Below are 25,116 nucleotides of genomic sequence, written 5' to 3' on the forward strand. Positions count from 1 at the left end.
GGTCGTAAGGTCAAACGTGCGGGTGGTATGCGTATCATTATATTGAATATCATTAATTTATTGGATTATAGACTTTATAGACCTTAGGAGCCGAATGCTCGACTTTATGAACTTTATAGACTAGAGGTGTGTTTTGACACACCTCCCTGCTTAAGCCGAATGCTCGACTTTTCATTTACGGCGGCGTAATAAATAACAAACAATAAATATCAGCAAAAAACAAAGCACAATCGTTGCCCCGGACGGGAGCTTCAATGCTGCTGACGCGAAAAGCCCGATAACAGAACCCACGCAACTAATAATCGTGGATAAAACCAATTGTTTCGTGAAGTTCTTGTAAAACATACCCGCTATTGCTTGAGGCATCGTCAGGTAAGAAATCACCAAAATAATTCCCGCCAACTTCATACACAGCACGATACACAAGGCTATCAGCACGGTAATACCAATCTCCAACCCGTTTAAAGCGACAAAATGCGTCCGACTGTACTCCTTGTCAAAAGCGATATAAAACAACGGACGATAAAACTTCGCGAAAAACAAGATAATTGCCAGACACAACACTCCCGACAGAATCACCTGTTCCCCCGTGACCGTAAGAATATTCCCGAACAGATAAGACAATAAATTAGGCGCGTATCCCGGAGTCAGGTAAATAAACAACACTCCTATCGCCATACCCGCCGACCAAAAGATACCAATCAAAGAATCTTCCTTAAACCGCTTATTATCCGAAAGGTATAAAATACAAAATGCCGCTGCCAAGGCAAATACGGCAGCCCCGAAAAGAGGTGACAAACCTAAAAAATAAGCCAATCCCAATCCCCCGAAAGAAGCATGCGTGATCCCCCCGCTAATAAAAACCATTCGTTTGGCAACAATATATGTCCCGATTAACCCACAACTCACGCCGATCAATATCGTGCACAAAATTGCGTTCTGGAAAAAACCGTATCTTAATAATTCAAACACCTTGGTAATTTTAGATTTATGATTTATGATTTTAGATTCCCACCGCGCAAGGACAGTGTTTTTTCAATTTTCAATTGCCTTGTCGTGATCCAACAACACCCGATGCGGTACGGTTCCGTGGGAAATCAACTCGATCGGACAGTTATACAACTTCAACTGTTCCGGTGTAATCAAGTTCGATTCGTGATAATGCAATCCCCCGTTCACGCAAGCAATAGTCTTCACGTAGGAACAAATAGTTCCCAAATCGTGTGAAACCATCACGATACTCATTTTCTCGTTCAACTCTTTCAACAAAGAATAAAACTCAATCTCGAAATTCGAATCCACGTAAGTGGACGGTTCATCCAGAATCAGTATCTTCGGGGAGGATATGATAGCCCGACACAAAAATACCCGCTGCATCTGTCCCCCGGAAAGCTCTCCGATCGGACGATTTTTATATCTGAGCATGCCATACTTTTCCAGTATCTCATCCACCTTCCCCCGGTCAGCTTTCGTGTAAGAATGAAATATCCCTTTCTCGGACATCAATCCGGATAACACTACTTCCTTTACACTGATCGGGAAACGAGCGTCGAACTTACTGTTTTGAGGCAAATACCCGAACAACGATTGCTTGGACGTGTGATAAATGATCTTCCCAGAGAAAGGCTTTATCAACCCTAATATAACCTTTAACAAAGTCGTTTTCCCCCCCCCGTTCGGCCCGATAATTCCAACAAAATCATTCTCCCGTATGGTCAAGTTCACTCCTTGCAACACGGTCGTTTGCTCGTAACCTGCCGAAATATCTTTCAACTCCAAAATCTCTTTCATCCGGTTATTCCATTTTTTGTTCTATAATCCGAAGCAACGATTCCATTTCCTTTTTCCAGTCCGCACTCAACGGATCAATGGCAATAACCTCGCCGTCGATCTCCCGGGCTATAGCTTTGGCATTCATCACGTCAAATTGGTTCTGGATAAATACAATCTTTATACCTTTTGCCCGACAAGTATCGACCACCGCCTTGATATGTGACGGATTAGGTTCTTTTCCCTCGTCCTCGATCGCGATCTGTTCCATACCGTAATCTTTCGCCAGATAAGTCAAAGCCGGATGATAAATCAAGAAAGTCTTGTTCTGCTTCGCGGGAATAATCCTTCGGGCTTCTGCGTCGATACTGTCAATCTCCTGTTTGAACTGCTTGAAATTCTGCTCGAACTCGGTCTTCTTCTCCGGAAACTTTTCAGATAACACCTTACATATCGTTTGCGCCATCATACCCGCGTATCTTGGAGACATCCACACGTGAGGGTCAAAATTACCGGGGTGTGTATGATGATGCCCGCAATCACACGTTCCCTCTTCCAGCTCCATCCCCTCGGATTGCTTCACGAGTTGTATATGCTTCTCCTGTTTTTCCAGAAAAGGATATAAATTACTAATTTCGAAAGGTAGATACCCCACGGCAAAATAGATAGAACTATTATGCAACGCTTTCAACTGTTCGGTACTTAAATCACTCACGGCAGGATTAGCCCCCGGCGGAATCATCACGTTCACCTTCACGTAATCCCCCGCGATACGCTCCACGAAATAACGTTGAGGCAAGATACTCACGCTGATCGTCTTCTCCCGATCCTTGTTTTCATCACAAGCCCAAAGCAAGGCAACCAACATTAAAATGATTCCTATTCTCATTCGCCCGGATATATCAGATTCTTTTCCTCGATCACGTCCAGCACTTCCGCCAGATATTTAGCAGCCTCGTATTTCGCCATCGGCAGATTATGTAATAGATAATTACCACAATCTTTTGCAGCAACACCGGGAACTTCACCTTCAAAATCACGAATAAAACGGAATGTTTCCCGCATCAATTCCACGATATCACGAGAAGTCAAATCACCCCGCATCAAAAAATAATTTCCCGTGCAGCACCCCATCGGTCCCCAGAAAATAATCTTGTCGCCCCACGTCTCGTGATTTCTTAAATAAGTCGCCGCGAGATGTTCTATCGTGTGCAATTCCCCCTGTCCCAACACGGGCTCTCGGTTAGGCTCCTTCATACGTATATCAAACGTCGTGATCACCTCTTCTCCTACATAATCTTTACGGGACACGTAGATTCCCCGCGACAGGCGAAGATGATCTATGGTAAAACTAGGTATTTTTTTCATCTTTATTCTTCTGATAAAACAGTGATTAACTTTCTAATCATCTCGAAAGAGCGTTTGGGAGCCTCTTCCCAGAAATTCAAATATTGATTGTAATGATCTTTCACTCCCGGGGTATCGCTAATAATACGATAACTCAAGAAAGGTACGCCACACAAGTAGCATACTTGCGCGATAGCGGTCGATTCCATATCAACCGCCAAGCCTTCGGGAAAACGCTTTTTGATCTCGGTCAACTCCTCTTTCTCCGTCACGAAACGATCACCGCTGCAAATCAATCCCCCGTATACATTCCCGTCATGTTTCACGGACAAAGCCTGTTCATACAATTTCTTATCCGAAACAAAACGAGCCGGCAATCCTTGAATCTGCCCGTACTCGTTTCCCTCGCCACACCACACGTCATGATAAACCATGTTCTCCCCGATCACGATATCCATAACTTGTGTCAACGGGTCTATTCCCCCGGCAACACCCGTGTTTACAATCACCTCCGGGGCATATTGCCGGATCATTTCCAACGTCCCTACCGCCGCACAAACCTTACCGATCCCACTTTTGGCCAACACGACGTCAACTTCTCTCATACGCCCCTCGATAAAGGGGATTCCCCGAACCAAACGTTCCTTTCCCCCGTCAAGTAAAGATTTCACCAGACCGTATTCCGAAGTCATGGCTACAATTATACCGATCTTCTTCATCTTTTTTTATTGAAAAAATGGATTCATACGTTTCTCTTCTCCTATCGTGGTAAACCCGCCGTGTCCCGGTATTACCCGCACATCATCCGGCAACACGAACAATTTTTCCCGGATTCCGTCTATCAACTGACGCATATCTCCCCCGGGTAAATCTGCGCGTCCGATACTCCCTTGGAACAACACATCCCCGGCAACAAGCAATTTATCCTGTTCGCTATAGAAACAAAGTCCCCCCGGTGAATGTCCCGGTACATGAATCACCTTCAATTCCGAATGCCCGAATTTCACGACATCCCCGTCATGCAAATATTCTCCCAACGCCGGAGGCGGTGTAATTCCTCGTATTCCCAACATCGCCGCATACTTCTCCGCATCTTCCACCCAAAACGAATCCGCTTCATGCGCCCGGGCAGACAACCCGTATTCGTCCAGCATAAAATTATTCCCGAAAATATGATCTATATGCAAGTGCGTATTCAACAACGCTACCGGTTTCAAATGATTTTCCGCCAGAAAATCTATCAAACGTCGCTCTTCGTCTTTCGAAAAACAACCGCAATCAATCACCACGGCTTCCCCCGTTTCATCGTACAACACAATCGTGTTCTCCTGCCATGGATTATTAACAAATACTTTTATCTTCATCTATCATGCATTTTATTCAGACAAAAATAACATAAAATCGCGAGAACGAGAAAAAAACCTCATTGTTCCACCTTCTCGTTCCGAACTATTTCCCCGATAGTAGGTATAAGTACTTCAAAAGGGACATCTTCTCTCATCTTCAATGCGTTCTTCAACGGTTCATCCCAAGGATGCCTTGCCAAAGCATATTTCGAATGATGCACCGTCAAAACACTCTTCGCCCCCAAATCCATCGCGATCTGTTCCAAGTAATCCGGCATCACATGAATATACTTCCAATCTTCATTATATTGCCCGTTCTCGATGACCGCAAGATCAATACCCGGGAAACGCTTGCCAATCTCGGCGAAATGCGTGTCATACCCCCCATCACCACCTATATATATCTTCCTCGAGGGACTCTCCACGAGAAAAGAAGCCCACAGCGTCTGGTTGGCAGACAATCCCCGTCCCGAGAAGTGACGCGCCGGCAAACAATGAACGGCAAAACCATCATCCAGCACGGAGTCTTCAAACCAATCCAATTCCACGATACGTTCCTTGTCAAATCCCCAATACTCGAAATGTTCCCCGACTCCCAATCCGCATATAACCTTGCCAACCCGATTCTTCAATGCAGTCACGGTTCCGTAGTCCAAATGATCCCAATGGTCATGGGAAATCACCAGATAATCGATATCCGGCATATCTTCCGGCTTATAAACATCCGTTCCCTTGAAAGGCTTATTGACAAATGATACCGGGGAAGCCATGCAAAATACCGGATCGACCAGTATTCTTTTTCCTCCCGTTTGGATCAGATAGGATGAATGCCCGAACCACACGACCACCTCCTCGTCCAAGGGGATACTCCGCAAATCTGTCTTAATGACAGGCACTGCCGTCTCCGGTCGCAGCCTTTCTGTTTTTCTGAACAAAAAATCAATCATAGTCCCGACACGCCCCTTGTCAGAAGCAATCATCACGGTTTCATGCAAATTTTGAAACCGTCCGTCCCTGTAATGAGGCGAACGCTTCACACGCTCCATTCGCTCCCCCCGGGGAAGTCTGCCAAAACTCCGTTGATTCACGAAAACAACCGCTATCACGGCAATCACCGCGACAACGCCTAATACACTCCAAATTACCATGTGTCTCCTATGCTTTTTTAATGACCTCATATCAATCCTTTTAATTATCAAACACCGTGCCACTCAATTCCATAAAGACACAACGTCATTATAAATTAGTGTGTTTTATCAAAAAAATAAGGTTTATAAAGAAGCCCCTCGTGAGGAATGGCAACTTTATAAACCTTATGAACCTTATAAACTTTACGAACTCCCTAAGTCCGCAGCGTATCAAATCCCCTACCGTACACACCCATGACCGTATTCATCGTGAGGAACGCGTCCGGATCAGCCAATTTCGTCACACGCATAATATTCTGCATCTCACTCTTGCGGGCTACCACAATTAACATTTTGCGTGCCTCACCCGTGTACCAGCCTTGACAATCCACGACGGTTACACCCCGTTTCAAATCATGAGTAATCAGATCAGCAACCTCCTTGTATTTTAACGAGAAAATAAAGAACTGCACGGATTGCATCTGTCCCGTGAACACGAGATCAATCGTGTACGAGTTCACACCCATAACCACGTAACCGTAGATAATCGTGGCAATCTTTGCCGTCGGATCGACTGCCGTATTTTCCCCGATAAAATAACTACAACCGATAATAAACACGTCGATATACATGATAATCTTACCGGGACTGATATTCCGGTACTTGTTAATCATCATTGCCACGATATCCGTACCCGCCGTACTGCCTCCGTTAGCAAGCGAAATCCCGATACCCGCACCACACATGATACCGGAAAGTACCGCGCACATGAATTTGTCCTCCAACAGCGGCTCATGAATCAGATTCTGTAACAAACTCAACAGGAACGAACTCATGAAAATAGCATATATCGTCTTGAAACCGAACCGGGGCCCGAGCACCTTAATCGCTATCGCCACCAGCAAAAAGTTAATCACGAAATAGCTATACCCGATAGGAATCACCTCCCCGGAAAGAAAATAAATAATTGTCGAAATACCGGTCACACCACCGCCCACCATACGATGCGGCGCCAAAAACGCGGTAACGGCAAAAGTATAGATCAGCAAACCGAACGTAATCAACAAGTACACCCGCGCTTCTCTTGCAAACTTATCCCTCGTAACTTTCATTGTATTAATTGTTTTGTTTTGCCCACGTATCCTTTAATCCCACGGTACGATTAAACACCAGTGCCCCCGGTTTGGAATCTTTATCCACGCAGAAATACCCCAAACGCTGGAACTGAAAACGATCGCCTTCCTTGGCATCTTTCAAACTCGGCTCCAACTTACACCCCGTCAACACTCTCAACGAATTCTCGTTCAAGAACTCTTTGAAATCGATATCCTTGTGTCCGGCAGGATCCGGATCTTTAAACAAACGATCGTATAAACGTACCTCTGCCTCTATCGCATCGGGTGCGGAAACCCAGTGAAGTGTTCCCTTTACCTTCCGGTTGCTCGCGGCACCGGTACCACTACGCGTTTCGGCATCGTACGTGCAATGGATTGTCGTAACATTTCCTTCTGCATCTTTCTCCACGCTCTCGCATTTCACAATATACGCACCTTTCAACCGTACCTCGTTGCCGATCGTCATCCTGAAGAACTTCTTCGGGGCCTCTTCCATGAAATCATCCCGTTCGATAAACAACTCACGGGAGAACGGCACCATTCTCGTTCCGGCAGCCTCATCTTCCGGGTTATTCTCGATCTCAACCACTTCGGTCTGTCCTTCCGGATAGTTATCTATCACCACCCGCACCGGATCAAGCACCGCCATTACACGGGGAGCCACCTTGTTCAAATGTTCCCGCACGCAAAACTCCAACAACGCCATATCGACCACGATCTCCCGGCGAGCCACACCCACTTTCTCCGCAAAAGCACGAATAGACTCGGGCGTGTATCCCGCGCGGCGCAAAGCCGTGATCGTAGGCATCCGGGGATCATCCCACCCGGCAACAATACCCTTCTGCACCAGTTCCAACAGACGGCGTTTACTCATCACCGTGTAACTCAAATTACGACGGGCAAACTCAATCTGACGGGGACGGTATTCCGTGTCGAACAACTGATCCAAAAACCAATTGTATAACGGGCGATGCACCTCGAACTCCAAAGTACAAATAGAATGAGTAATCCCCTCGATATAATCACTTTGCCCGTGTGTGAAATCATACATCGGGTAGATACACCATTTATCACCCGTGCGGTGATGCGCCACGTGCATGATCCGGTACAAAATCGGGTCACGCATCAACATGTTGGACGAAGCCATATCTATTTTAGCCCGCAATACTTTCTCCCCGGCTTGAAACTCCCCTGCCTTCATCCGCCGGAATAAATCCAGATTTTCCTCCGGAGTCCTATCCCGGTAAGGACTGTTCACTCCCGGTTCCATCGGGTTCATACGTTGTGCGCTGATCACCTCTGCCGGTTGGTCATCCACGTAAGCTTTCCCCTCCGCAATCAACTTCTCCGCCCAATCATACAATTGCTGGAAATAATCGGAGGCGTAATGAGTTTCCCCTTCCCACTGGAAACCTAACCATTGAATATCTTGTTGTATGGAATCAATATACTCGACATCCTCTTTAGAAGGATTCGTGTCATCAAAACGCAGATTGCACTTACCGTTGTACTTGGCAGCCAATCCGAAATTCAAGCAAATAGAAGTTGCATGACCGATATGCAAATAACCGTTCGGCTCGGGCGGGAAACGCGTATGTACCCGACCGCCGTTCTTCCCCTCGGCCAACTCCTCCTCAATAATCTGTTCGATGAAGTTCAACGATTTGCCTTCACCTTCTTCTTCCACGAGATAATTCTTATCCATACTGAAAATTTTATAACATATTCGACCGCAAAGGTAATTAATTTATGAGAGTTTTAAAAGTTTCCGTATATTTGCACGCCATGAAATATATATTTTACACCATATTATGCTGCTTAATATCGCTCACGTCTTTAGCGCAGAGCGATTTTGATTACGGGCATCCGGACGAGGAGGATCCCCGGCGTAGCGCTTTTGACCAAGATAGCACGAGAGGAGAACAACGGTACGTGAAACCGCAACGAGTGGCGTGGAAATGGATGCACGACGGCGTGTACAAACAATATATGTCCATGACGGACACCCTGACCGACGGGATACACAACACGAACCCCATATTCAAACACAGCGTGTCCAACACCTACCTCGGCAACCTACCCTCACCTTATATTTCCAATGTTTTCATCCTTCGCCCCCGCGGAGAAGATTTTTTTCCGCTCGACAGGGTACGGGATTACCTTTTCCGTCCCGAGGACGCCTTGGATTACAACACCTCTACCGCTTTCGCCCAAATCAGCTACTTTAACGGGGGTGGACGAGGAAAAACAGAAGACCGGGTAGACGTGTGGTACATGCAAAACATCAACCCGTTCTGGAACGCAGGATTCCGGTACAACCTCATGTCCGCGGACGGGGCATACTCGTACCAGAAATCAAAAACATACAACTTCTCCGTTTTCAGTTCATACGAGAAAGAAAGAGTGGCAGTATCCTTCTTTCTGAACCAGAACGTGGGACATTACGCGGAGAACGGCGGTATTGAAGTTTTGGCTGAAGTCCGGGATACCGTGCTTGATCCAAAAATAATCGGAACGAAGCTAGTCATGGAACCCCGAAACAACATAGCCAACTTTAATCTCAGCACGCTGGCACAATACAACCTCGGAAATGCCAAAGAAATCATCACACCCGTGGACTCCATCAACATGGATACCACGTACACTTACCCGATGAAATTTGCACTCGCCTTGAAAGTCGAGGACAATCGTTACCGTTTCAGAGAAGAAAGCGTTGAAACCAATTTTTGGGACACGACCTACTTAAACACCCAGTCCAACCAAGACATCACCAACAACCAAAAATACGAAATAGACGCCAAGTTCATACTAAACGAACATCCAAAATACAAATACCTGCCGGGCGTGTACGCCGGGTTAAAATTCAAATACCTGAAATACGACCAACGTGTATCTTCGGACACAATCAACAACCGGGCAACAAACAAATACACCGGAACCTACCTCACCGCGGGAACGTTCAACATGGACTCGACCACCATGTTCAATTTTGATATCTGGGGCAGTTTCTGCCTTGCCGGGGAGTATTCTGCCGACTATTCCTTAGAGGGAAAAATTGTCCAATACCTAAGCCGAAACAGAAATTCATCCGTGACGGCGTATGCCCTATTGGAAACAACCACCCCCAACCGCTATTATGACCAATACACGGGAAATCACAACCAATGGGAAACGAATTTCTCCAAAATCCATGCCTACAACATCAAAGGACACTATAACAACAAACGCCTCCGTACCGAAGTCGGAATCGCTCTGAACAACACGAAAAACTATATCTATTTCGACACCACGGCCTATCCCCGTCAATATGACGGTAATTTAGTCGTATTCACGGCATGGGCGAAACAAATTTTCAGATTAGGTAAATTCTACTTCGATCAAAAAGTGTACTACCAGATCTGTAACAAGGACGAAGTATTGCAACTTCCCAAAGTTGCGCTATACTCCCACAACTACTACCAAAACCGTCTATTTAAAAAAGTATTGGGACTGCAAATCGGTATAGACTTGTTCTACAACACCTCGTTCTATTCCAACGCCTACGACCCGAGTATCATGCAGTTCTACAACCAAGATATCGAGAAGACCGGCAACTACCCAAAACTCGACGTGTTCCTCACGCTGAACATCAAACGTGCCGACCTGTTCGTGAAATACGAGCATGCCAACGAGCGCTTAGGAAGTCGGGATTACTTTTCCGCCTACACCTACCCGATCAACCCTGCCAAAGTAAAATTCGGCATCCGTTGGAATTTCTTTGATTAAAACGTCCGCCGAGGTGCATTTGACCGTTCTCTAGGGATTCGCTCGCCCGTACTCATATCAAAAACCCTACTCTTTCGCAGCATAAACACTCGTGAGCGTCTATGCTACGAAGATGATACGTTCATGATACGTTCATGAGGTAGCGAATGGGTAGAGCAAGAATAGAGCAAGGGTAACAATGTTATTTCTCGAATAGACCTCTCGAAATCAACAACTACACGATTTCCATTTTATTTCGTATCTTTGCACCATGTATATAATAAGAGTTATTACATACACTTGGTTATTCTGGTTTTGTTTATCGGCCTGCGAGACAAAACGCGAAGAAGAACCATTTATTATACCCGATGCCGGGACGCTGGAAAAAATCGAGCGACGAGGCGTCTTAAATGTATGTACTTATTACAACACGACAGACTACTACGTGTATAAAGGCATCCCGAAAGGTTTTCATTACGATCTGGTAAAAGATCTCGCCGATTTTCTCGATGTTAAATTACATATCGAGGTCAATTCCAACGTGGAAGATTGTCTTCGGGAATTAAACGAGGGGAAATACGATCTGGTAGCCATGAGTCTTTCGGTTACGGACGACAGGAAAGAACAAATCAGTTTCACTAACCCGTTATTCTACACGAGTAACGTACTGGTACAAAACAAGAAACAAGATTCTTTAATACGGGACATACAAGATTTACGTGGAAAAGAAATTTTCGTTCAAGAGGGTACTACATACAAAAGTTTTCTCCGGGAATTGAGTGATTCTCTTCAACTGAATTTAAAGATCACGGAAGTAGAATATCTTACTTATGAAGATATCCTCCTACAAGTAGAGAAAGGTGAACTTCCACTTACCGTGATAGATAAAAATATTGCGCAGATCGCGGCCCAATACATGACACACATAGATTACTCTCTGGAATTATCGGGAGCGGAACCCGTGGCGTGGGCAGTAGCCGGAAAAGCAAAATACCTGCTCCATGAAGTAAACCAATGGTTGGGAGCCATGAAGAAAAGGGAAAAGTTTCCCGTACTTTACAACCGCTATTACAAAAGCAGTTACGTCACTTCGCTCCACAACTCGAAATACTACAAATTAAAAAACGGGATTATATCCAGCTTTGACCCGATCATCAAAAAAGAAGCCGCCAAAATAGGTTGGGATTGGCGTTTGCTGGCTGCCATAATTTTCCAAGAATCCGGATTCGACCCGGAAGCGACATCCAATTACGGGGCTGTCGGATTAATGCAAGTGATGCCGGAAACCGCGTTGCAACTCGGTTTCGAAGATTACATAGAGCCGGAAGATAACATCAAAGTAGGAAGTTACTATCTCCAATACCTTGAAAAAATGTTTACCAAATATGACCTCGACACCTTAAACCGGATCAAATTTACTTTAGCCGCGTACAATGCCGGAGCGGGACACGTGTTCGACGCCATGAGATTAGCCGAATCCTACGGGAAAAACCCGAACATCTGGAATAATAATGTAGATTACTTCATCCGTTACAAATCCCGCCCCGAAATATACCGGGACACCCTGTCCCGCAACGGCTATTGCGACGGCAAACAAACCTTCAACTTCGTGAATAACATCATCGAAAACTATACCCATTATAGAAATACCATCCCAAGATGATTTACGATTTATGATTTACGATTTCGTGGTTAAAGAATCATTCAATCTAAAATCATAAATCGTAAATCTAAAAATACCTCAGGCGAATATTGATTTACTTTTATTTTTTTCATACCTTCGCATCAGAGTTTCGATCATCATTTTATTAATTATTAAAGACATGCCTTACAGAAGATTACCGAATACAGATGCAGCGAGGATAAGGGCATTGGAAACGGCCTTGAACAAAGAGGATTTCTCTGATATCAATAATTTACCGTTTTCTTTGAGCCTAAGGCAAAAAATTGAATTCTTTTTACCGAAATTCAAAACGGCAATCACAAATTCACAATGTGCCAGAGAAAAACAAATGGTAAATAGCCGGAAATACGGGGAATACACTAAAAAAGCCAAACTATATATATCGCACTTTTTGCAAGTGCTGAATTTTACTATTGCACGAGGAGAGTTAAAACCTATCGCGCGTACATTTTACGATATAGCGGAAGATGATACCAAACTTCCTTCACTCGTTTCCGACCAAGATTTGTTGGAATGGGGTGCAAAAATAATAGCCGGAGAACAGGAACGCACCCGTAAAGGGGGCGGAAATCCGATATATAGTCCCTCTATCGCTTTGGTTAAAGTAAATTACGAGAACTTCAAGCAAGCCTACGCTTCTCAAAAACAATTCCAACAAAACTCTGCCCGCTGTAGTGCCGAAGTAGCACAATACCGGAGTGAAGCAGACGAATACATTCTTTCCCTGTGGAACGAAATTGAGGCACATTACGCCGATATAGACGACGAAGAAGAACGCCGCCAAAAATGCGAACGCTTCGGACTTGTCTACGTGTTCCGCAAAGGTGAACGGGAAGAAATAAAAAGAAAAAAGGAAGCCGAACGAATTACGCTCAAACTTCCGTTTTAATTTTAAATTTATGGATTTTAGATTTTAAATTTCATGGATTATTTCAATCTAAAATTTAAAATCTAAAATTGTAAATTACATGTATAAATCTCTTTCCCCTCTCGCGATCCGGTCGTAATATGAACGGAAGGTCGGGAGTAATTTATTCTTACTAAAGAAGGGGGTAGCCTCGATCTCTCTTAATTCCTGCTCGATCAGTTTCTCGCCGATCTCACGGGTCGCGGGAGAAGCATAGTCATTCAAGTACTCCCGGAAGGTCAAAACAGCGTTTAACTTACAAAACTTACCCTCGACTCCTTTTTCCAACAGGGTCATGATCTTATCTCCAGTACGCCCGCAACGATAGCCGGCAGTACAGAAAGAGGTAATCATCCCGTCGTTAGCCAATTCCCGTATCACTTCATCGAGAGAACGCTGGTCACCCAACATAAATTGGACTTTCTCGATATTCTCCTCCTGTTTCAATTTTTTGGCGTAAGCCCCGATACCCAATTTTGAAGAAGCGTCGGTTTGCGTGCACCCGAAATGAGTCAGTAAATCCCGTTTCAAGTTCGGTTCCTCGCGTGCAGTCACGATCAACCCGCTATACGGGATCGCCAGACGCAACACCGCAACCACCCGCCTCATGGCGTCATTGCTGACCAGATAAGGAGAATTCTCGCTCAAGAAAGACCCCGGGGCCGGTTGCATGCGCGGGAAAGACACCGTGTGCGGTCCGATACCGAACTGGCGTTCCAAATCCAAAGCATGATGCAACAATCCCATCACTTCAAACTTCCAGTCGTACAACCCGAACAGCGCCCCGATAGCCACATCGTCGATTCCTGCCTCCATGGCACGATGCATTGCGTAAAGACGCCAACGGTAATTCCCTTTCACCGTGTTGGCCGGGTGCAATTCCGCGTATCTCTCCCGGTGATAAGTTTCTTGGAACACTTGGAACGTACCGATACCCGCTCTCCACAATTTCTTCAAATCGGCAATCTCCATGGGTGCCGCGTTCACGTTCACCCGTCGGATATTATTAAAACCGTTCCCGGTAGGAGTTTCCCGTTTCACCGAATAAATCGTGGAGATAGATTCGGCTATATAGTCAGCCCCATTCATCGGGTGCTCGCCATACACGGCAATCATTCGCTTGTGTCCCTCGTCGATCACCGCGGCCGTTTCCTCCCGCACCTCGTCCATCGACAACACGTGGCGAATCTCCTCTTTATTTTCTGCCCGGAAACCACAGTATTTACAACTATTCACGCACAAATTCGACAAGTATAACGGGGCAAAGAAAACGATACGGTTATCATACACTCTTTTCTTCACTTCCAAGGCAGCCTCTTGCATCTCGTGAAAGAGTTCAGGGTCTTCCACGTTCAACAAAGTAGCCGTCTCGTCAGGCGTCAATATTTTTATTTCCAGCGATTTTTGTAAAATATCGCGCACTCGTTGCTTATCGGGCTTCTTGCCCTTTTCGATCTCTTCAAATATCTTTTCCTCGTCAATAAAATCTTTCCCGTCAACCAGATACTTATCAATCTCTGCCTGTTTAATAACATGAGCAGTCCAATCTTTCACAGTAGCCATTTCTTTCATTTTAATCTTATACAAAGATCGGAATTATTTACTCAATTCCTCCCCATCCCTGATACTTATTTTCAATCACGTCATAGACGGAATCAATAAAATACCCCGATCTTACGCGGACTTATTAGCACGTGATTACGCCAACAACTCTTTTACAATAGCGGAAATCATTTTGCCGTCAGCTATTCCGGCCAACTCTTTGGTAGCAACACCCATCACTTTCCCCATTTCTTTGGCTGAAGTTGCACCCGTTTTCTCGATAATTCCTTTCAAGGCAACACGCAATTCATCTTCACTCAACTGTTTCGGCAAAAACTCGTTCATCACCTCCACTTGAGCCATTTCATGAGCGTACAAATCCTCACGCCCCTGTTGCTTGTAAATTTCGGCAGACTCCCGTCCTTGTTTTGCCAATTTCTGGATGATCTTGATACTTTCGCTGTCGGCAATCTGCTCCGGGGCTCCTGCCACGGATTTAGCCTCGATGAAGACCTTCTTTATATTTCTTAAAACCTCAAGGCGGATCGTATCTTTCGCTTTCATGGCTGCCATGATGCCCTTACTAACTTGCTCTTCTATTGTCATTTTTGCTTGAATTTAAATTTATAACCCACGAAGTTACAATTTATTCTGCAATTTATAAAGATTATCCGTTAATTTTGCAGCCAAAACAAGAACACATGAAGACGGTCATCACGAACAAAACAGTTTGGAATATAGCCTACCCTATTATCCTTGGAAGTTTGGCACAAACACTCATTACCTTAACGGACACCGCCTTTCTGGGGCGTGTCAGCGAGATCGCCCTAGGTGCTTCCGCCATGGCAGGAATCTACTATTACGTGTTTTCCACGCTGGCATGGGGATTTTCCATCGGGATCCAGATCATCGTGGCACGGCGGTTGGGAGAAGGACGTCTGAACCGGATCGGGGTTGTTTTCGAGCACGGGTTATGTTTCGTGTTCCTGCTATCCACGTCGCTATTCCTCATTCAACGATATTTCAGTGATGTACTCTTGGGAGCTTCCATACAGTCGCCCAATATCTACGAGGCGGCGATGGAATACATGTCATACCGCCATTACGGGATTATATTCGTGTGCTTCAACTTCTTGTTCAGGGCTTTATATATCGGGCTCTCCAACACGAAAATCATAGGTTACTCCACTGCCGCCATGGCAACTATCAACGTGGTATTCAATTACCTGTTGATCTTCGGTAAATTCGGTTTTCCAGAGATGGGAGTCGGCGGAGCCGCCCTAGCCTCCGTCATGGCTGAAATATCGGCATTCTTGATTTTCATTTTCTACACGTTGCTGAAACTCCCCATCAAACAGTACGCCTTATTCTCCTTCCACAAACTGGAAGGATGGCTCATGCTGACCGTACTCAAAACAGCGTTCCCCACCATGTTGCAAAAACTACTGTCTTTCGGGACATGGTACATCTTTTTCATGCTCATCGAACACATGGGCGAACGTCCTATCGCCATCACGATCGTCGTCCGTAGCGTTTATATGCTGATACTTATCCCCGTCTTCGGTTACGGGGCGACAGCCAATACCCTTACCAGCCGACTCATCGGGGAACAACGGCAACCGGAAATCATGCCTACCTTGCGGCGGATCATGAAACTCGCCATGCTAAGCGTGCTTCCGGTGTTATTGATATGCTATATCTTCCCGCAACAAGTGTTATCTATCTACTCCAACAGCAGTGATCTGATTACCGCCTCCATGCCTTCCCTTTACGTGGTCGGATTAGCCGCGCTCAGCTTCTGCTTCGGGATCACGTTCTTTGAAGCCATATCCGGAACGGGCAACACGACTCATGCCTTGATACTCGAATCATTCGTACTCGTATTCTACACATTCCAGACATGGCTGCTCACCACCGTCGTGCACGCTAACGTGGAATTCGTGTGGACTGTCGAGGTCACCTATGGCATGCTTATCGGTATCGTTTCTTGGTTTTACTTGAGATACGTGAAATGGCAACAGAAAAAACTGTAAAAGGATTTATAAACTCTTTTTCTCTATTTTTGCAACAAAAAGTAGGGAAAAACCCGTATATTCGAAAAATATAAATTCATTAGCCGTGCAAAAAAATATTATAATAACATTCTTGACTATACTAGTCTTAATAAACAGCGCCATAATCGGATATTACATCTACAAACAGGAGTTTGAGGAACCTGAAGAAGAGGAATATATACCGCATTTCTTATTGCCGTCAGACGTATTTTGTCCCGATACATTCTATCTGGCAGGTGAACGGGTCCCCTTGGAAAGAATCGACGTGATTGAAGCATTCAAGAAAGAATTGATCGTCAACACGAATCTTCATTCACACACGATACAGGTAATTAAAAATGCCCCCCGCTATTTCCATATCATAGAACCTATCTTAAAAGAAGAGGGCATACCGAACGATTTCAAATACCTCGCCGTCATTGAAAGCAGCCTCAACCCCTTAGCGGTATCTTACGCGGGAGCCGTCGGGATATGGCAATTGATGAGCGGTACGGCAAAAGAACTCGGGCTTGAAGTCACGAACGACGTGGACGAACGCTACCATATCGAGAAGGCCACCCGTGCCGCTTGTGCCTACCTGAAAAAAGCACACGAGAAATTCGGTTCGTGGACAGCGGCTGCCGCATCCTACAACGGAGGGATGAATATGCTCTCCAAACAAATAGACCGCCAGAAAGAGAAGTACTTTTACGACCTGCTAATGGGGGAAGAAACGGGTCGCTATGTCTACCGCATGATGGCGCTGAAACAGATCATGGAAAACCCTCACTTGTACAACTTCCACGTGGGGATCAAATACCCCATCGAGCCGACAACACAAGTCAAGGTAACCAAATCAATCAAGGACTTGGCGGACTTTGCCCAAGAACACGGGATCACGTACAAAACGTTGAAACGATTCAACCCATGGCTCAGACAAACATCATTAAAAAACGGAAAACATAAAACTTACTATATATTGATCCCGGAAAACAAGGAAGCATATAAATAAAGTTTGCGGCACGTTATTTGCAATCTTTGTCAATGTGAATTACATAAATGACTCGAAACATGGAAAAAAATAAAATAATTGTATTTTGTGAAAATACACAGGAAGCCTATCAGATTCCGACAGGCTCCAGCTTGAAAGAATTCAAAAAAGTCGTGTTCCCCGATAATCACCAAAACATATTGGGAGCCTTGGTCAATAACGAAGTGCGTGACCTTCATTATGAAATATATAACCCGAAATACGTCAACTTTATAGACGTAACTACATTGGACGGGTACAGCGTATATACGCGGTCGCTGTTGTTCGTACTTTACAAGGCGGTAATCAATCTTTTCGGGAAGAAAACCCTTATCGTGGAGTATCAACTCTCCAACGGGGTATTCTGTCGTCTGGCAAACAAGGACGTCATCCTCACGGGTGAGCGGATCAACACGATCAAAGCGGAAATGCAACGCATTATTGCTCAAGACTACGAAATCACGCGAACGGAATACCCGACGGAAGAAGCCATCAAATTATTTAAACGCCAAGGACTGAAAGACAAGGAACTCTTACTTTCATCCCGGGGTAAACTATTCACCTCTGTTTATTCAATAGACGGCACGTGCGACTATTTCTACGGGACATTGGCTCCCTCTACCGGATGCCTGAAAGTATTCGATCTGATGGACTATAAAGACGGAATGTTGCTTTTGCTTCCCGACCGGATGAACCCGACCGAGATACTTCCGTATTACCCGCAGGAAAAACTATATAACACGTTCAGCGAATTCAAGCGCTGGGGTAAAGTACTGGAAGTCTCGCAAATCGGGCACTTGAATCAAGCCATCGAACACCGCCATGCCGGCGAAATGATTAAAGTCAGCGAAGCGCTTCACGAGAAGAAAATTTCTTTGATCGCCGACATGATCCGGAAAAGAAGGAAAAAACTAAAAGTAATATTAATCGCCGGTCCCTCTTCATCCGGGAAAACGACTTTCGGCAAACGGCTGGCTATCCAACTTCTGGTAAACGGTATCAAGCCAGTCAATCTCTCGTTGGATAATTATTTCGTGAACCGGGAACAAACTCCTAAAGATGAAAAAGGCGAATATGATTTTGAAACCATTGACGCGTTAGATATCAGCACGTTTAATGACAATATCGTTCGACTGTTGCGAGGCGAGGAAGTCGAAATCCCCAAGTTCTCGTTCGAAACTGGACAACGCTTCTATGATGGTGAAAAATTAAAAATATCCAAGAACAACGTGATTATCGTGGAAGGAATCCACGGGTTGAACCCTAAATTAACCGAATATCTCCCGCAAGAGAGTCTGTTCAAGATATTTATCTCGGCTCTGACCGCTATCTCTATCGATGATCACAATATCATTAACCCGTCGGACAATCGCTTGATTCGCCGCATGGTCAGAGATCACAAATACCGCGGTTACTCGGCTTTGGATACGCTGAAAAGATGGGAAAGCGTCCTTTCCGGGGAACAAAAACACATCGTTCCCTATCAAGAAGAAGCAGATGTCATGTTCAACTCGGCATTGGCGTACGAACTCGGTGCGTTGAAACAACAAGCCGTCCCCCTGTTGGAAGAAGTTCTGGTAAAATACCCGGAACACTCGAAAGCAACCCGCTTGCTGAAATTCTTCTCGTACGTGCAAACGGTACCAACTCGAGAAATCCCGCCCACTTCGATTCTTCGAGAATTTCTGGGTGGAAGTTCATTCAAATATTAAATACGAGGGCATGTCGCAACATGCCCTCCCTCTTGTCCACCAATTCACGTTGCGTACAAACAAAATTCAAGAAGTATTAAGGCTTCACCCCTCATACCGCATTCTCGCACATTTGCCTAACATATATCTTTATTCAACCATTTTCCAATCCTCTACGGTGCCGGTTTCCGAGGAGAAACTCACGCCAATACGGTAGAGTTTACGGGAATCATCTAGATATGGACGGACATACCCCTTCTCCTCGATTTGATGAAGGGCTTCATCAGCACTGCCGTCCAGTTTGAATTCAAAAATATAAATATACTTGTCTGTTTCCACGATACAATCCACCCGCCCTTCGCTCTGCTCTTTCTCCGTGTAGACTGTATAAACACTTACAAGACGCAAGATCAAGTAAAAAGTATAGTGAAAATATCGCTCTTTCTCCCGCTCGTTTTCCTTCCGACGCATCGTGTAAGGAATATCGCTCAAAAACGAGGTTAACAGGCGACGGAATCTCTCCAAGTCACCTTTCTTCAAGGCTGCAACAGCCTCCCTTACCCACGAACCCGCCTCAACGGCAGATTTAAAGTAATCGCTGGCGACCACCGTCACGAAACCTTTCTTTACCTCGTTATTCGGGAAGTCAAGCAGGAAAGTGTTATCTTCCCAATTATAATCTTTTATCGTCAAGTAGCCACTCTGATAAATCATTGGCAAAGGCTTCTCAACATCCGCCTTGTAATCAACAAACTCTTGCGGTTCGTAGTAACGCCCCGTCAACTCGTCCAAATCTTCATTCGTGTGACGCAACAGACGAACGAGATAGGTCGGCGTACCACTACTGAACCAGTAGTCCTGTATCATCATCGAACCAAAAGCGTTCAGCAAACTGAACGGGTTATAAACATCCACCATACGCGGACTAAAATGATAACCGTCATACTGTCGCTTCAATAATTGCTTCATCTTCGATACATCACAACTATATAGTTTAGACATTTCCGTTATCGGCTCCACGAAATAACTTTCCAACTCTTCACCCGTGATACCGCAAAGTGCCTCGTAACGACCATCCATGCTAATGTCTTTCGGTTGATTGAAACCGCTGAACACGCTGACCTGCGAGAATTTAGTCACACCCGTCAAGAAAACAAATTGCAAATGCTCGTCGGCAGCCTTGAATACCGAGTAGAATCCCTTCAACACACCACGATTCCACTCTTCCAGCAGCATCCGGTTGCCATCCACATCGATTTCCATACCCGTGTCCAACACGTCGAGCAAAGGCTTGTCGTACTCGTCTATCAATACCACGACACGGCGCCCCGTTTTCAAGTGCACCCGCTCCAGCAAGCGGATAAAACGGATTCCCCGGTCGGTTCCTTCCTCTTCCACGATTCCGTATTCTTTCTCCCATCCCGAGATATAGGAATCGATCACATTTTCCAAAGTCCCACCTTTCAGAAAATTACTACCGTTGAAGTCGATATGAAACACCGCATACTCCAACCAGTCCTTTTCTAACTCGTCTATCGCCAGTCCCTTGAAAAGTTCCTTCCGTCCCAGAAAATAATTCTTCAACGTGGACACCAACAAACTTTTCCCGAAACGCCGGGGACGACTAAGAAAATAAATCTTCCCTTCTTTCACAAGGGAATAAACCAAATCGGTCTTGTCTACATAAACATAACCGTCTTCTATTATCTGGTCAAAACTCTGGATGCCTATCGGGTATTTCATCATAACACTACATTTTAATGTCATCTTTGCAAAGATAGGACAATTTTTCGACTCTTATATTTCACGCATCCCAATATTAGCAAGGGAGGTGTGTAAAAACACACCTCATCACAAATAGTTCATCAGAAAAAGACTATTATTTTTTCAGCAATTCTGCTACTTTTTTCTGGAGTTGTGCCCCGCGGAGATTTTTGGCGATGATACGGTTATTCTCGTCCAACAATATCATGCAAGGGATACTTTTCAAACAATACAGACCGGCAATCTGGGAATTCGGGTCGATACCATGTTTCCATATCATGCCATCCTCGGAGATCGCTTTTGCCCAATCATGTGGTTGCTTATCAAGAGAAACACTAAAGATTTCCAAACCCTTACCCCGGTAATTTTTGTACAATTTCACCAGATTAGGGGTTTCTTGACGGCAAGGAGCACACCATGATGCCCAAAAGTCCAAAATCTTCACTTTCCCCTTGATGCCATGCAAAGAGATAGTGTCACCTTCCACCGTTTGAGTGATAAAATTAGGTGCCACGTGTCCCGGTTCCAACATCTCGTAACGGGCAATCATATCCGCTATCGCCATTCCCGAAGCAGACGCCTTCGCCTCATCACCTAACAAATTATACCTCTCTTTCAAAAACTCAGGACTCACTTGCTGCATGGATTGAGTAATAACGTAAGCCGCCACGAACGTGTTGTTATTCGCTTTCAAAAGATTCATCTCCGCCTCTTGTGCCCTCTTCATGAATTGCTCGTACTGCTGGTTCAGCGCCTGTGCTTTCATCTGGTTTTGTTCCTGCATGGCAGCCTGCATTTCTTTTTCCAAACGTTTTCTTTCCTGCAACAAGCTGGCATTGATTGACTGGAAATCATTGTAAAGACTCTGCATCGCCCCTCCTTCCACGTACACCATTTGCGCATTAGCCGTCACGTTGAACTCCGCATTTTCCAACATCACCGGAATTACGCCCTTGCGATCTGCCGTCATAATGTAAGCCACTTGCCCCACGTCGACTTTCCCGGTCAGGACAAAAGCCCCGTTCTCCATATCCGCTATCGCCAACGTATCGGCAGCATCCGATATCAAGTACATTTTCCCATCAGCCATACCTTGGGTTTGAGCGGTAATTTTAAACCCCTCCTGTGCCATGCCGGTCATGGATACTCCCATGACCAACATGATTATTCCTAATATTTTATTCATTATTTTACCTAATTTGTTCAACAATTATTCCTGAAACGGAACGATATCTCCCAAAAGAGTTCCTAAACTAGCTTGGTTGCTCGTTTGATAACGGCGATCTGACACCATCACCCGGATATAACGAATATCATATTGCCGATTAAACCGAATCAAGGTGGCCTCTCCCGGGGCTCCTCCCAAAGTATTTTCCTCCACGTAAGTGGGGTTTTGCCAATCTATCCCATTTCCGGACACGCGGATTTTCACTCCTATCGGTAAAAAGTTAATATCAACACCGGCAACATCGGCCTGCATCACTTTCAAACCATTTATCGAGCGAATACTTTTCATATCAACCGTCAATTCAAAAGTACGTGCAGTACCGGAATGCTGGAGAGGTTTCCAAATTGTCTTGGCATTATCGTCCAACAAACTATTCCCATCGAAACCCGGTACCTCCGGCGAACAGTTTACCGTCCAACCCGTCATATCCAAGGTTGTCAACGCATCTAAATCTACCAAATTCGCATCCTTCATGTCCGTGATTCCTGCCGTACCCTCGGGAAAATAATGTGTGTTATAACGCTCGACCTCCAATCCCTGCAGAAATTTTCCCGCCACATCAAGGCAAAAAAGGCTCAATGCCCTTTTCGAATCGGATAATTCGCTGGAATTCGTCATCTTGTCACTAGTCATATACCGATTTTTACCCAATACCAACTTCGTGAGATTCGGGAATGCCAAAATATCCTCCAAAGAAACAAGGTCATAATCCAACTCCAATTCCGTCCGGTTCAAAAAATCAGCCTTAAAATCAGTTTCCCCGTAACGTTCACGCATCGCCAATTTGAAATCGGAAAGTAACGTCGGTTCATGTGGCAACGTGTAATCCGCAAAAGCAATCTCGTCAGGGCAATTCGCCAACCGTCCACGCCGTTTTAACACGACGGGCTTTCCAACCTGCACATCTTCCACGAGAACAAACTTCTTCGCAAATTCGGCTGCATTCAATTCATGCTCCCGTTTCACGTTGTCCGTACCCGTGTATTCCAACCAGAAACGCTCAATATTTGCATTCCATGTCCCGTAAAACAATACCAAATTGTTTTTCACGAAAAAGTGTTTCATGATCCCGCGAGTAAATCCGATCACCTCTTCGTGATTGTCCGTGTATGGCCGACCATATTTCACCTCATTCGTTGTCAACGAAGCATTCCCTTTATCGTCAATAGCTCTCACAGTAATCTCGTAAGAAGCATCCTCCAACCCACGGATCACACATTCTTCTACTGCTGCCGGCACCACCGTATCGAACACGTAAGAACCCGCAGAACAAGTGACCTTATTCTCCACTACATTAGGATCCAAGCTATTTTTCCATTTTACAGTCAGACGTTTCCAACCGGACTCCACGGTCACGTTCGAACACATACCCACGTAGCGAACCGGTCCGTCTCCGGTATAATCGCTAATCGTGTCTTCCAAACTTTCGCGGCACCCAACCAAAGCAAGAAGTACGATGCCTAATAATAAATATATCTGCTTCATAATTTAATTCTCTTTTTTCACGTAAACTTCCAATTCATGGTAGGACACATTCTCATTCATATTGGAGAAAATCGGATTCGTGTTAAACACATCATCTACCTGTACTTTCAAAAATCGGTACGTGTCCTCGCTCAATTTGAAAACCACCTCGCAATAACGCGGATCAATAGCATCCATTTGTTCTTTAGTTTTCAAAGGACCCACATAACTATTTCCCCATCCGTTGGCAGCAGGTTCATTCGGATTCGTGTAATAATTTCCCAATAACACCCAACCGGCATCATCATTAGCATCATTCGAGGCGTATATCTTGATATCACATGGCAACCTGTCATTATAATTTTGATTAAATGGGCCATACGTATATATACCGGCATCATTCATGCTAAAAAACAAATACAAACGCACGGAAGCCGCTACACGGGACTGTTTCATGTCGACCAGCACATAACTTCCCATAGCACCGTTTTTAGTACAATACGTGAAAAATTCCGCAGATTTACCGTTTGCCAGACGGGTAGCACCTTTGATGTCTCCATCCGTCAGGTATTGAATACCTAATTTCTGAGTTGGATCCTCCAAACTCCAATTCCCCGGATCTGTCACCTCGAACTCGGAAGCAGGCAATTGTTCCGAAGCATAACCTTTTATTCCCTTCCAAATCCGCTTATGCGCAATGTATCCCCTGTAATCTTCCGCTTCCACGATAACAGTATTTTCCTCATCATCAAAGTTTATTTCGAAAAACTGTTCACTTTCTCCACTCGTTATCGTCATGTGATCCGCGAACAAAGTATCCATTTTCTGGGTATAAGCATTTAGTCCCACGTAGTACACGTTGACCAGCCCCGTCACTTCTCCCGTGTAATTGGAACGCAAATACACCCCGTTCCAAGCTTCTTCAATCTCCACGTTATCGAGAAAAGCATACGGACCGGAAACCAAGGTGCTAAACGTACGGTGTATAGGCTCCGACTCCACGTTGTTTTTATTCGTGAACACGATTTCCACCGGGACATTCTCCCGGGCCTCATTAAATCCTAAAAGGGAAAGTGTATCAACGAAAACACTGGAAGATACCTCCATCATTTTTCCTTGTGCATCCGTGTAACGTGCCCGCACGGCATAAATATCCGTGGGACCGGGGATATTGTAATGCATTACCGCCCCTCCGTTTACCGGAGTAAACCAAATACTATCTTCAGGAATAGAAACATCCAAACGAGTCTCGTCGTCGTCGCACGCGAACAACCCGAATATCAGCAATAATATCAATATTGAATTTTTCATATCACTTCAAATT

At 45.0% G+C, this 25,116-nt stretch carries 21 protein-coding genes; 6 read left to right on the forward strand and 15 right to left on the reverse strand.

The features are described from left to right. Positions 1–171 precede the first annotated feature (171 nt). From H8S64_RS18210 to H8S64_RS18250, 9 genes are all read right to left on the reverse strand, one after another. Entirely contained in the window at positions 172–972 is an 801-nt protein-coding gene (locus H8S64_RS18210) for a metal ABC transporter permease (protein WP_099293983.1), read from the reverse strand. 63 nt (positions 973–1,035) lie between these two features. Further along, positions 1,036–1,791 (reverse strand): metal ABC transporter ATP-binding protein, encoded by a 756-nt coding sequence (locus H8S64_RS18215; RefSeq protein ID WP_099293985.1) that lies wholly within the window; start codon positions 1,789–1,791, stop codon positions 1,036–1,038. A gap of 4 nt (positions 1,792–1,795) precedes the next feature. Beyond that, positions 1,796–2,659, reverse strand: a complete 864-nt coding sequence (locus H8S64_RS18220; RefSeq protein WP_186978020.1) for a metal ABC transporter solute-binding protein, Zn/Mn family — start codon at positions 2,657–2,659, stop codon at positions 1,796–1,798. Next, the gene (locus tag H8S64_RS18225) at positions 2,656–3,138 is read right to left on the reverse strand and encodes an S-ribosylhomocysteine lyase (RefSeq protein WP_099293988.1); all 483 of its coding nucleotides are present in this window, start codon (positions 3,136–3,138) and stop codon (positions 2,656–2,658) included. Before H8S64_RS18225 ends, H8S64_RS18220 begins: the two co-directional genes overlap by 4 nt. A 2-nt stretch (positions 3,139–3,140) precedes the next feature. Continuing rightward, the gene (locus H8S64_RS18230; RefSeq protein WP_186978022.1) at positions 3,141–3,836 is read right to left on the reverse strand and encodes a 5'-methylthioadenosine/adenosylhomocysteine nucleosidase; all 696 of its coding nucleotides are present in this window, start codon (positions 3,834–3,836) and stop codon (positions 3,141–3,143) included. Between the two features lie 6 nt (positions 3,837–3,842). Next, entirely contained in the window at positions 3,843–4,481 is a 639-nt protein-coding gene (locus tag H8S64_RS18235; protein WP_186978024.1) for an MBL fold metallo-hydrolase, read from the reverse strand. Between the two features lie 59 nt (positions 4,482–4,540). Further along, positions 4,541–5,641, reverse strand: coding sequence for an MBL fold metallo-hydrolase (locus tag H8S64_RS18240; protein ID WP_366482942.1), 1,101 nt, complete (start codon positions 5,639–5,641; stop codon positions 4,541–4,543). A gap of 164 nt (positions 5,642–5,805) precedes the next feature. Continuing rightward, positions 5,806–6,702, reverse strand: a complete 897-nt coding sequence (locus tag H8S64_RS18245) for a YitT family protein (RefSeq protein WP_186978028.1) — start codon at positions 6,700–6,702, stop codon at positions 5,806–5,808. Between the two features lie 4 nt (positions 6,703–6,706). Then, positions 6,707–8,410, reverse strand: a complete 1,704-nt coding sequence (locus H8S64_RS18250; protein ID WP_186978030.1) for a glutamine--tRNA ligase/YqeY domain fusion protein — start codon at positions 8,408–8,410, stop codon at positions 6,707–6,709. A gap of 80 nt (positions 8,411–8,490) precedes the next feature. On the opposite strand from H8S64_RS18250, the gene H8S64_RS18255 reads away from it, so the two are divergent. From H8S64_RS18255 to H8S64_RS18265, 3 genes are all read left to right on the forward strand, one after another. Then, positions 8,491–10,470: a putative porin gene (locus H8S64_RS18255; protein ID WP_186978032.1), complete on the forward strand. Its 1,980-nt coding sequence runs from the start codon at positions 8,491–8,493 to the stop codon at positions 10,468–10,470. 250 nt (positions 10,471–10,720) lie between these two features. Next, positions 10,721–12,112 carry an MltF family protein gene (locus tag H8S64_RS18260; protein WP_186978034.1) on the forward strand — a complete coding sequence of 464 codons (1,392 nt, stop codon included), beginning with the start codon at positions 10,721–10,723 and terminating at the stop codon, positions 12,110–12,112. Positions 12,113–12,272: 160 nt separating this feature from the next. Beyond that, positions 12,273–13,022, forward strand: coding sequence for a hypothetical protein (locus H8S64_RS18265; RefSeq protein ID WP_099294001.1), 750 nt, complete (start codon positions 12,273–12,275; stop codon positions 13,020–13,022). A gap of 75 nt (positions 13,023–13,097) precedes the next feature. Here the strand turns inward: H8S64_RS18265 and hydG are convergent, their stop codons facing one another. After that, on the reverse strand, positions 13,098–14,603 hold the full coding sequence (gene hydG / locus H8S64_RS18270) for a [FeFe] hydrogenase H-cluster radical SAM maturase HydG (RefSeq protein ID WP_186978036.1): 1,506 nt from the start codon (positions 14,601–14,603) through the stop codon (positions 13,098–13,100). Positions 14,604–14,738: 135 nt separating this feature from the next. Then, positions 14,739–15,188 carry a GatB/YqeY domain-containing protein gene (locus H8S64_RS18275; RefSeq protein WP_099294003.1) on the reverse strand — a complete coding sequence of 150 codons (450 nt, stop codon included), beginning with the start codon at positions 15,186–15,188 and terminating at the stop codon, positions 14,739–14,741. A 95-nt stretch (positions 15,189–15,283) separates the two neighbouring features. Here H8S64_RS18275 and H8S64_RS18280 point away from each other — a divergent pair, with 95 nt between their 5' ends. From H8S64_RS18280 to H8S64_RS18290, 3 genes are all read left to right on the forward strand, one after another. Continuing rightward, positions 15,284–16,615, forward strand: coding sequence for an MATE family efflux transporter (locus H8S64_RS18280; protein WP_099294005.1), 1,332 nt, complete (start codon positions 15,284–15,286; stop codon positions 16,613–16,615). An 85-nt stretch (positions 16,616–16,700) separates the two neighbouring features. Then, positions 16,701–17,627 carry a lytic transglycosylase domain-containing protein gene (locus H8S64_RS18285; RefSeq protein WP_186978039.1) on the forward strand — a complete coding sequence of 309 codons (927 nt, stop codon included), beginning with the start codon at positions 16,701–16,703 and terminating at the stop codon, positions 17,625–17,627. Between the two features lie 59 nt (positions 17,628–17,686). After that, a complete protein-coding gene (locus H8S64_RS18290) occupies positions 17,687–19,357 on the forward strand; it encodes a nucleoside kinase (protein ID WP_186978041.1) in 1,671 nt (556 codons plus the stop codon). Between the two features lie 129 nt (positions 19,358–19,486). Here the strand turns inward: H8S64_RS18290 and H8S64_RS18295 are convergent, their stop codons facing one another. From H8S64_RS18295 to H8S64_RS18310, 4 genes are all read right to left on the reverse strand, one after another. After that, positions 19,487–21,079 (reverse strand): ATP-binding protein, encoded by a 1,593-nt coding sequence (locus H8S64_RS18295; RefSeq protein WP_186978363.1) that lies wholly within the window; start codon positions 21,077–21,079, stop codon positions 19,487–19,489. A gap of 136 nt (positions 21,080–21,215) precedes the next feature. Further along, positions 21,216–22,286: a redoxin domain-containing protein gene (locus H8S64_RS18300; RefSeq protein WP_186978043.1), complete on the reverse strand. Its 1,071-nt coding sequence runs from the start codon at positions 22,284–22,286 to the stop codon at positions 21,216–21,218. 24 nt (positions 22,287–22,310) lie between these two features. Further along, the gene (locus H8S64_RS18305; RefSeq protein ID WP_186978044.1) at positions 22,311–23,813 is read right to left on the reverse strand and encodes a DUF4998 domain-containing protein; all 1,503 of its coding nucleotides are present in this window, start codon (positions 23,811–23,813) and stop codon (positions 22,311–22,313) included. A gap of 3 nt (positions 23,814–23,816) precedes the next feature. After that, positions 23,817–25,103, reverse strand: coding sequence for a DUF4959 domain-containing protein (locus tag H8S64_RS18310; RefSeq protein WP_186978047.1), 1,287 nt, complete (start codon positions 25,101–25,103; stop codon positions 23,817–23,819). Positions 25,104–25,116: the final 13 nt, after the last annotated feature.

This window comes from Butyricimonas hominis (assembly GCF_014287455.1).
In the GTDB taxonomy this organism is placed as follows: Bacteria; Bacteroidota; Bacteroidia; order Bacteroidales; family Marinifilaceae; genus Butyricimonas; species Butyricimonas muris.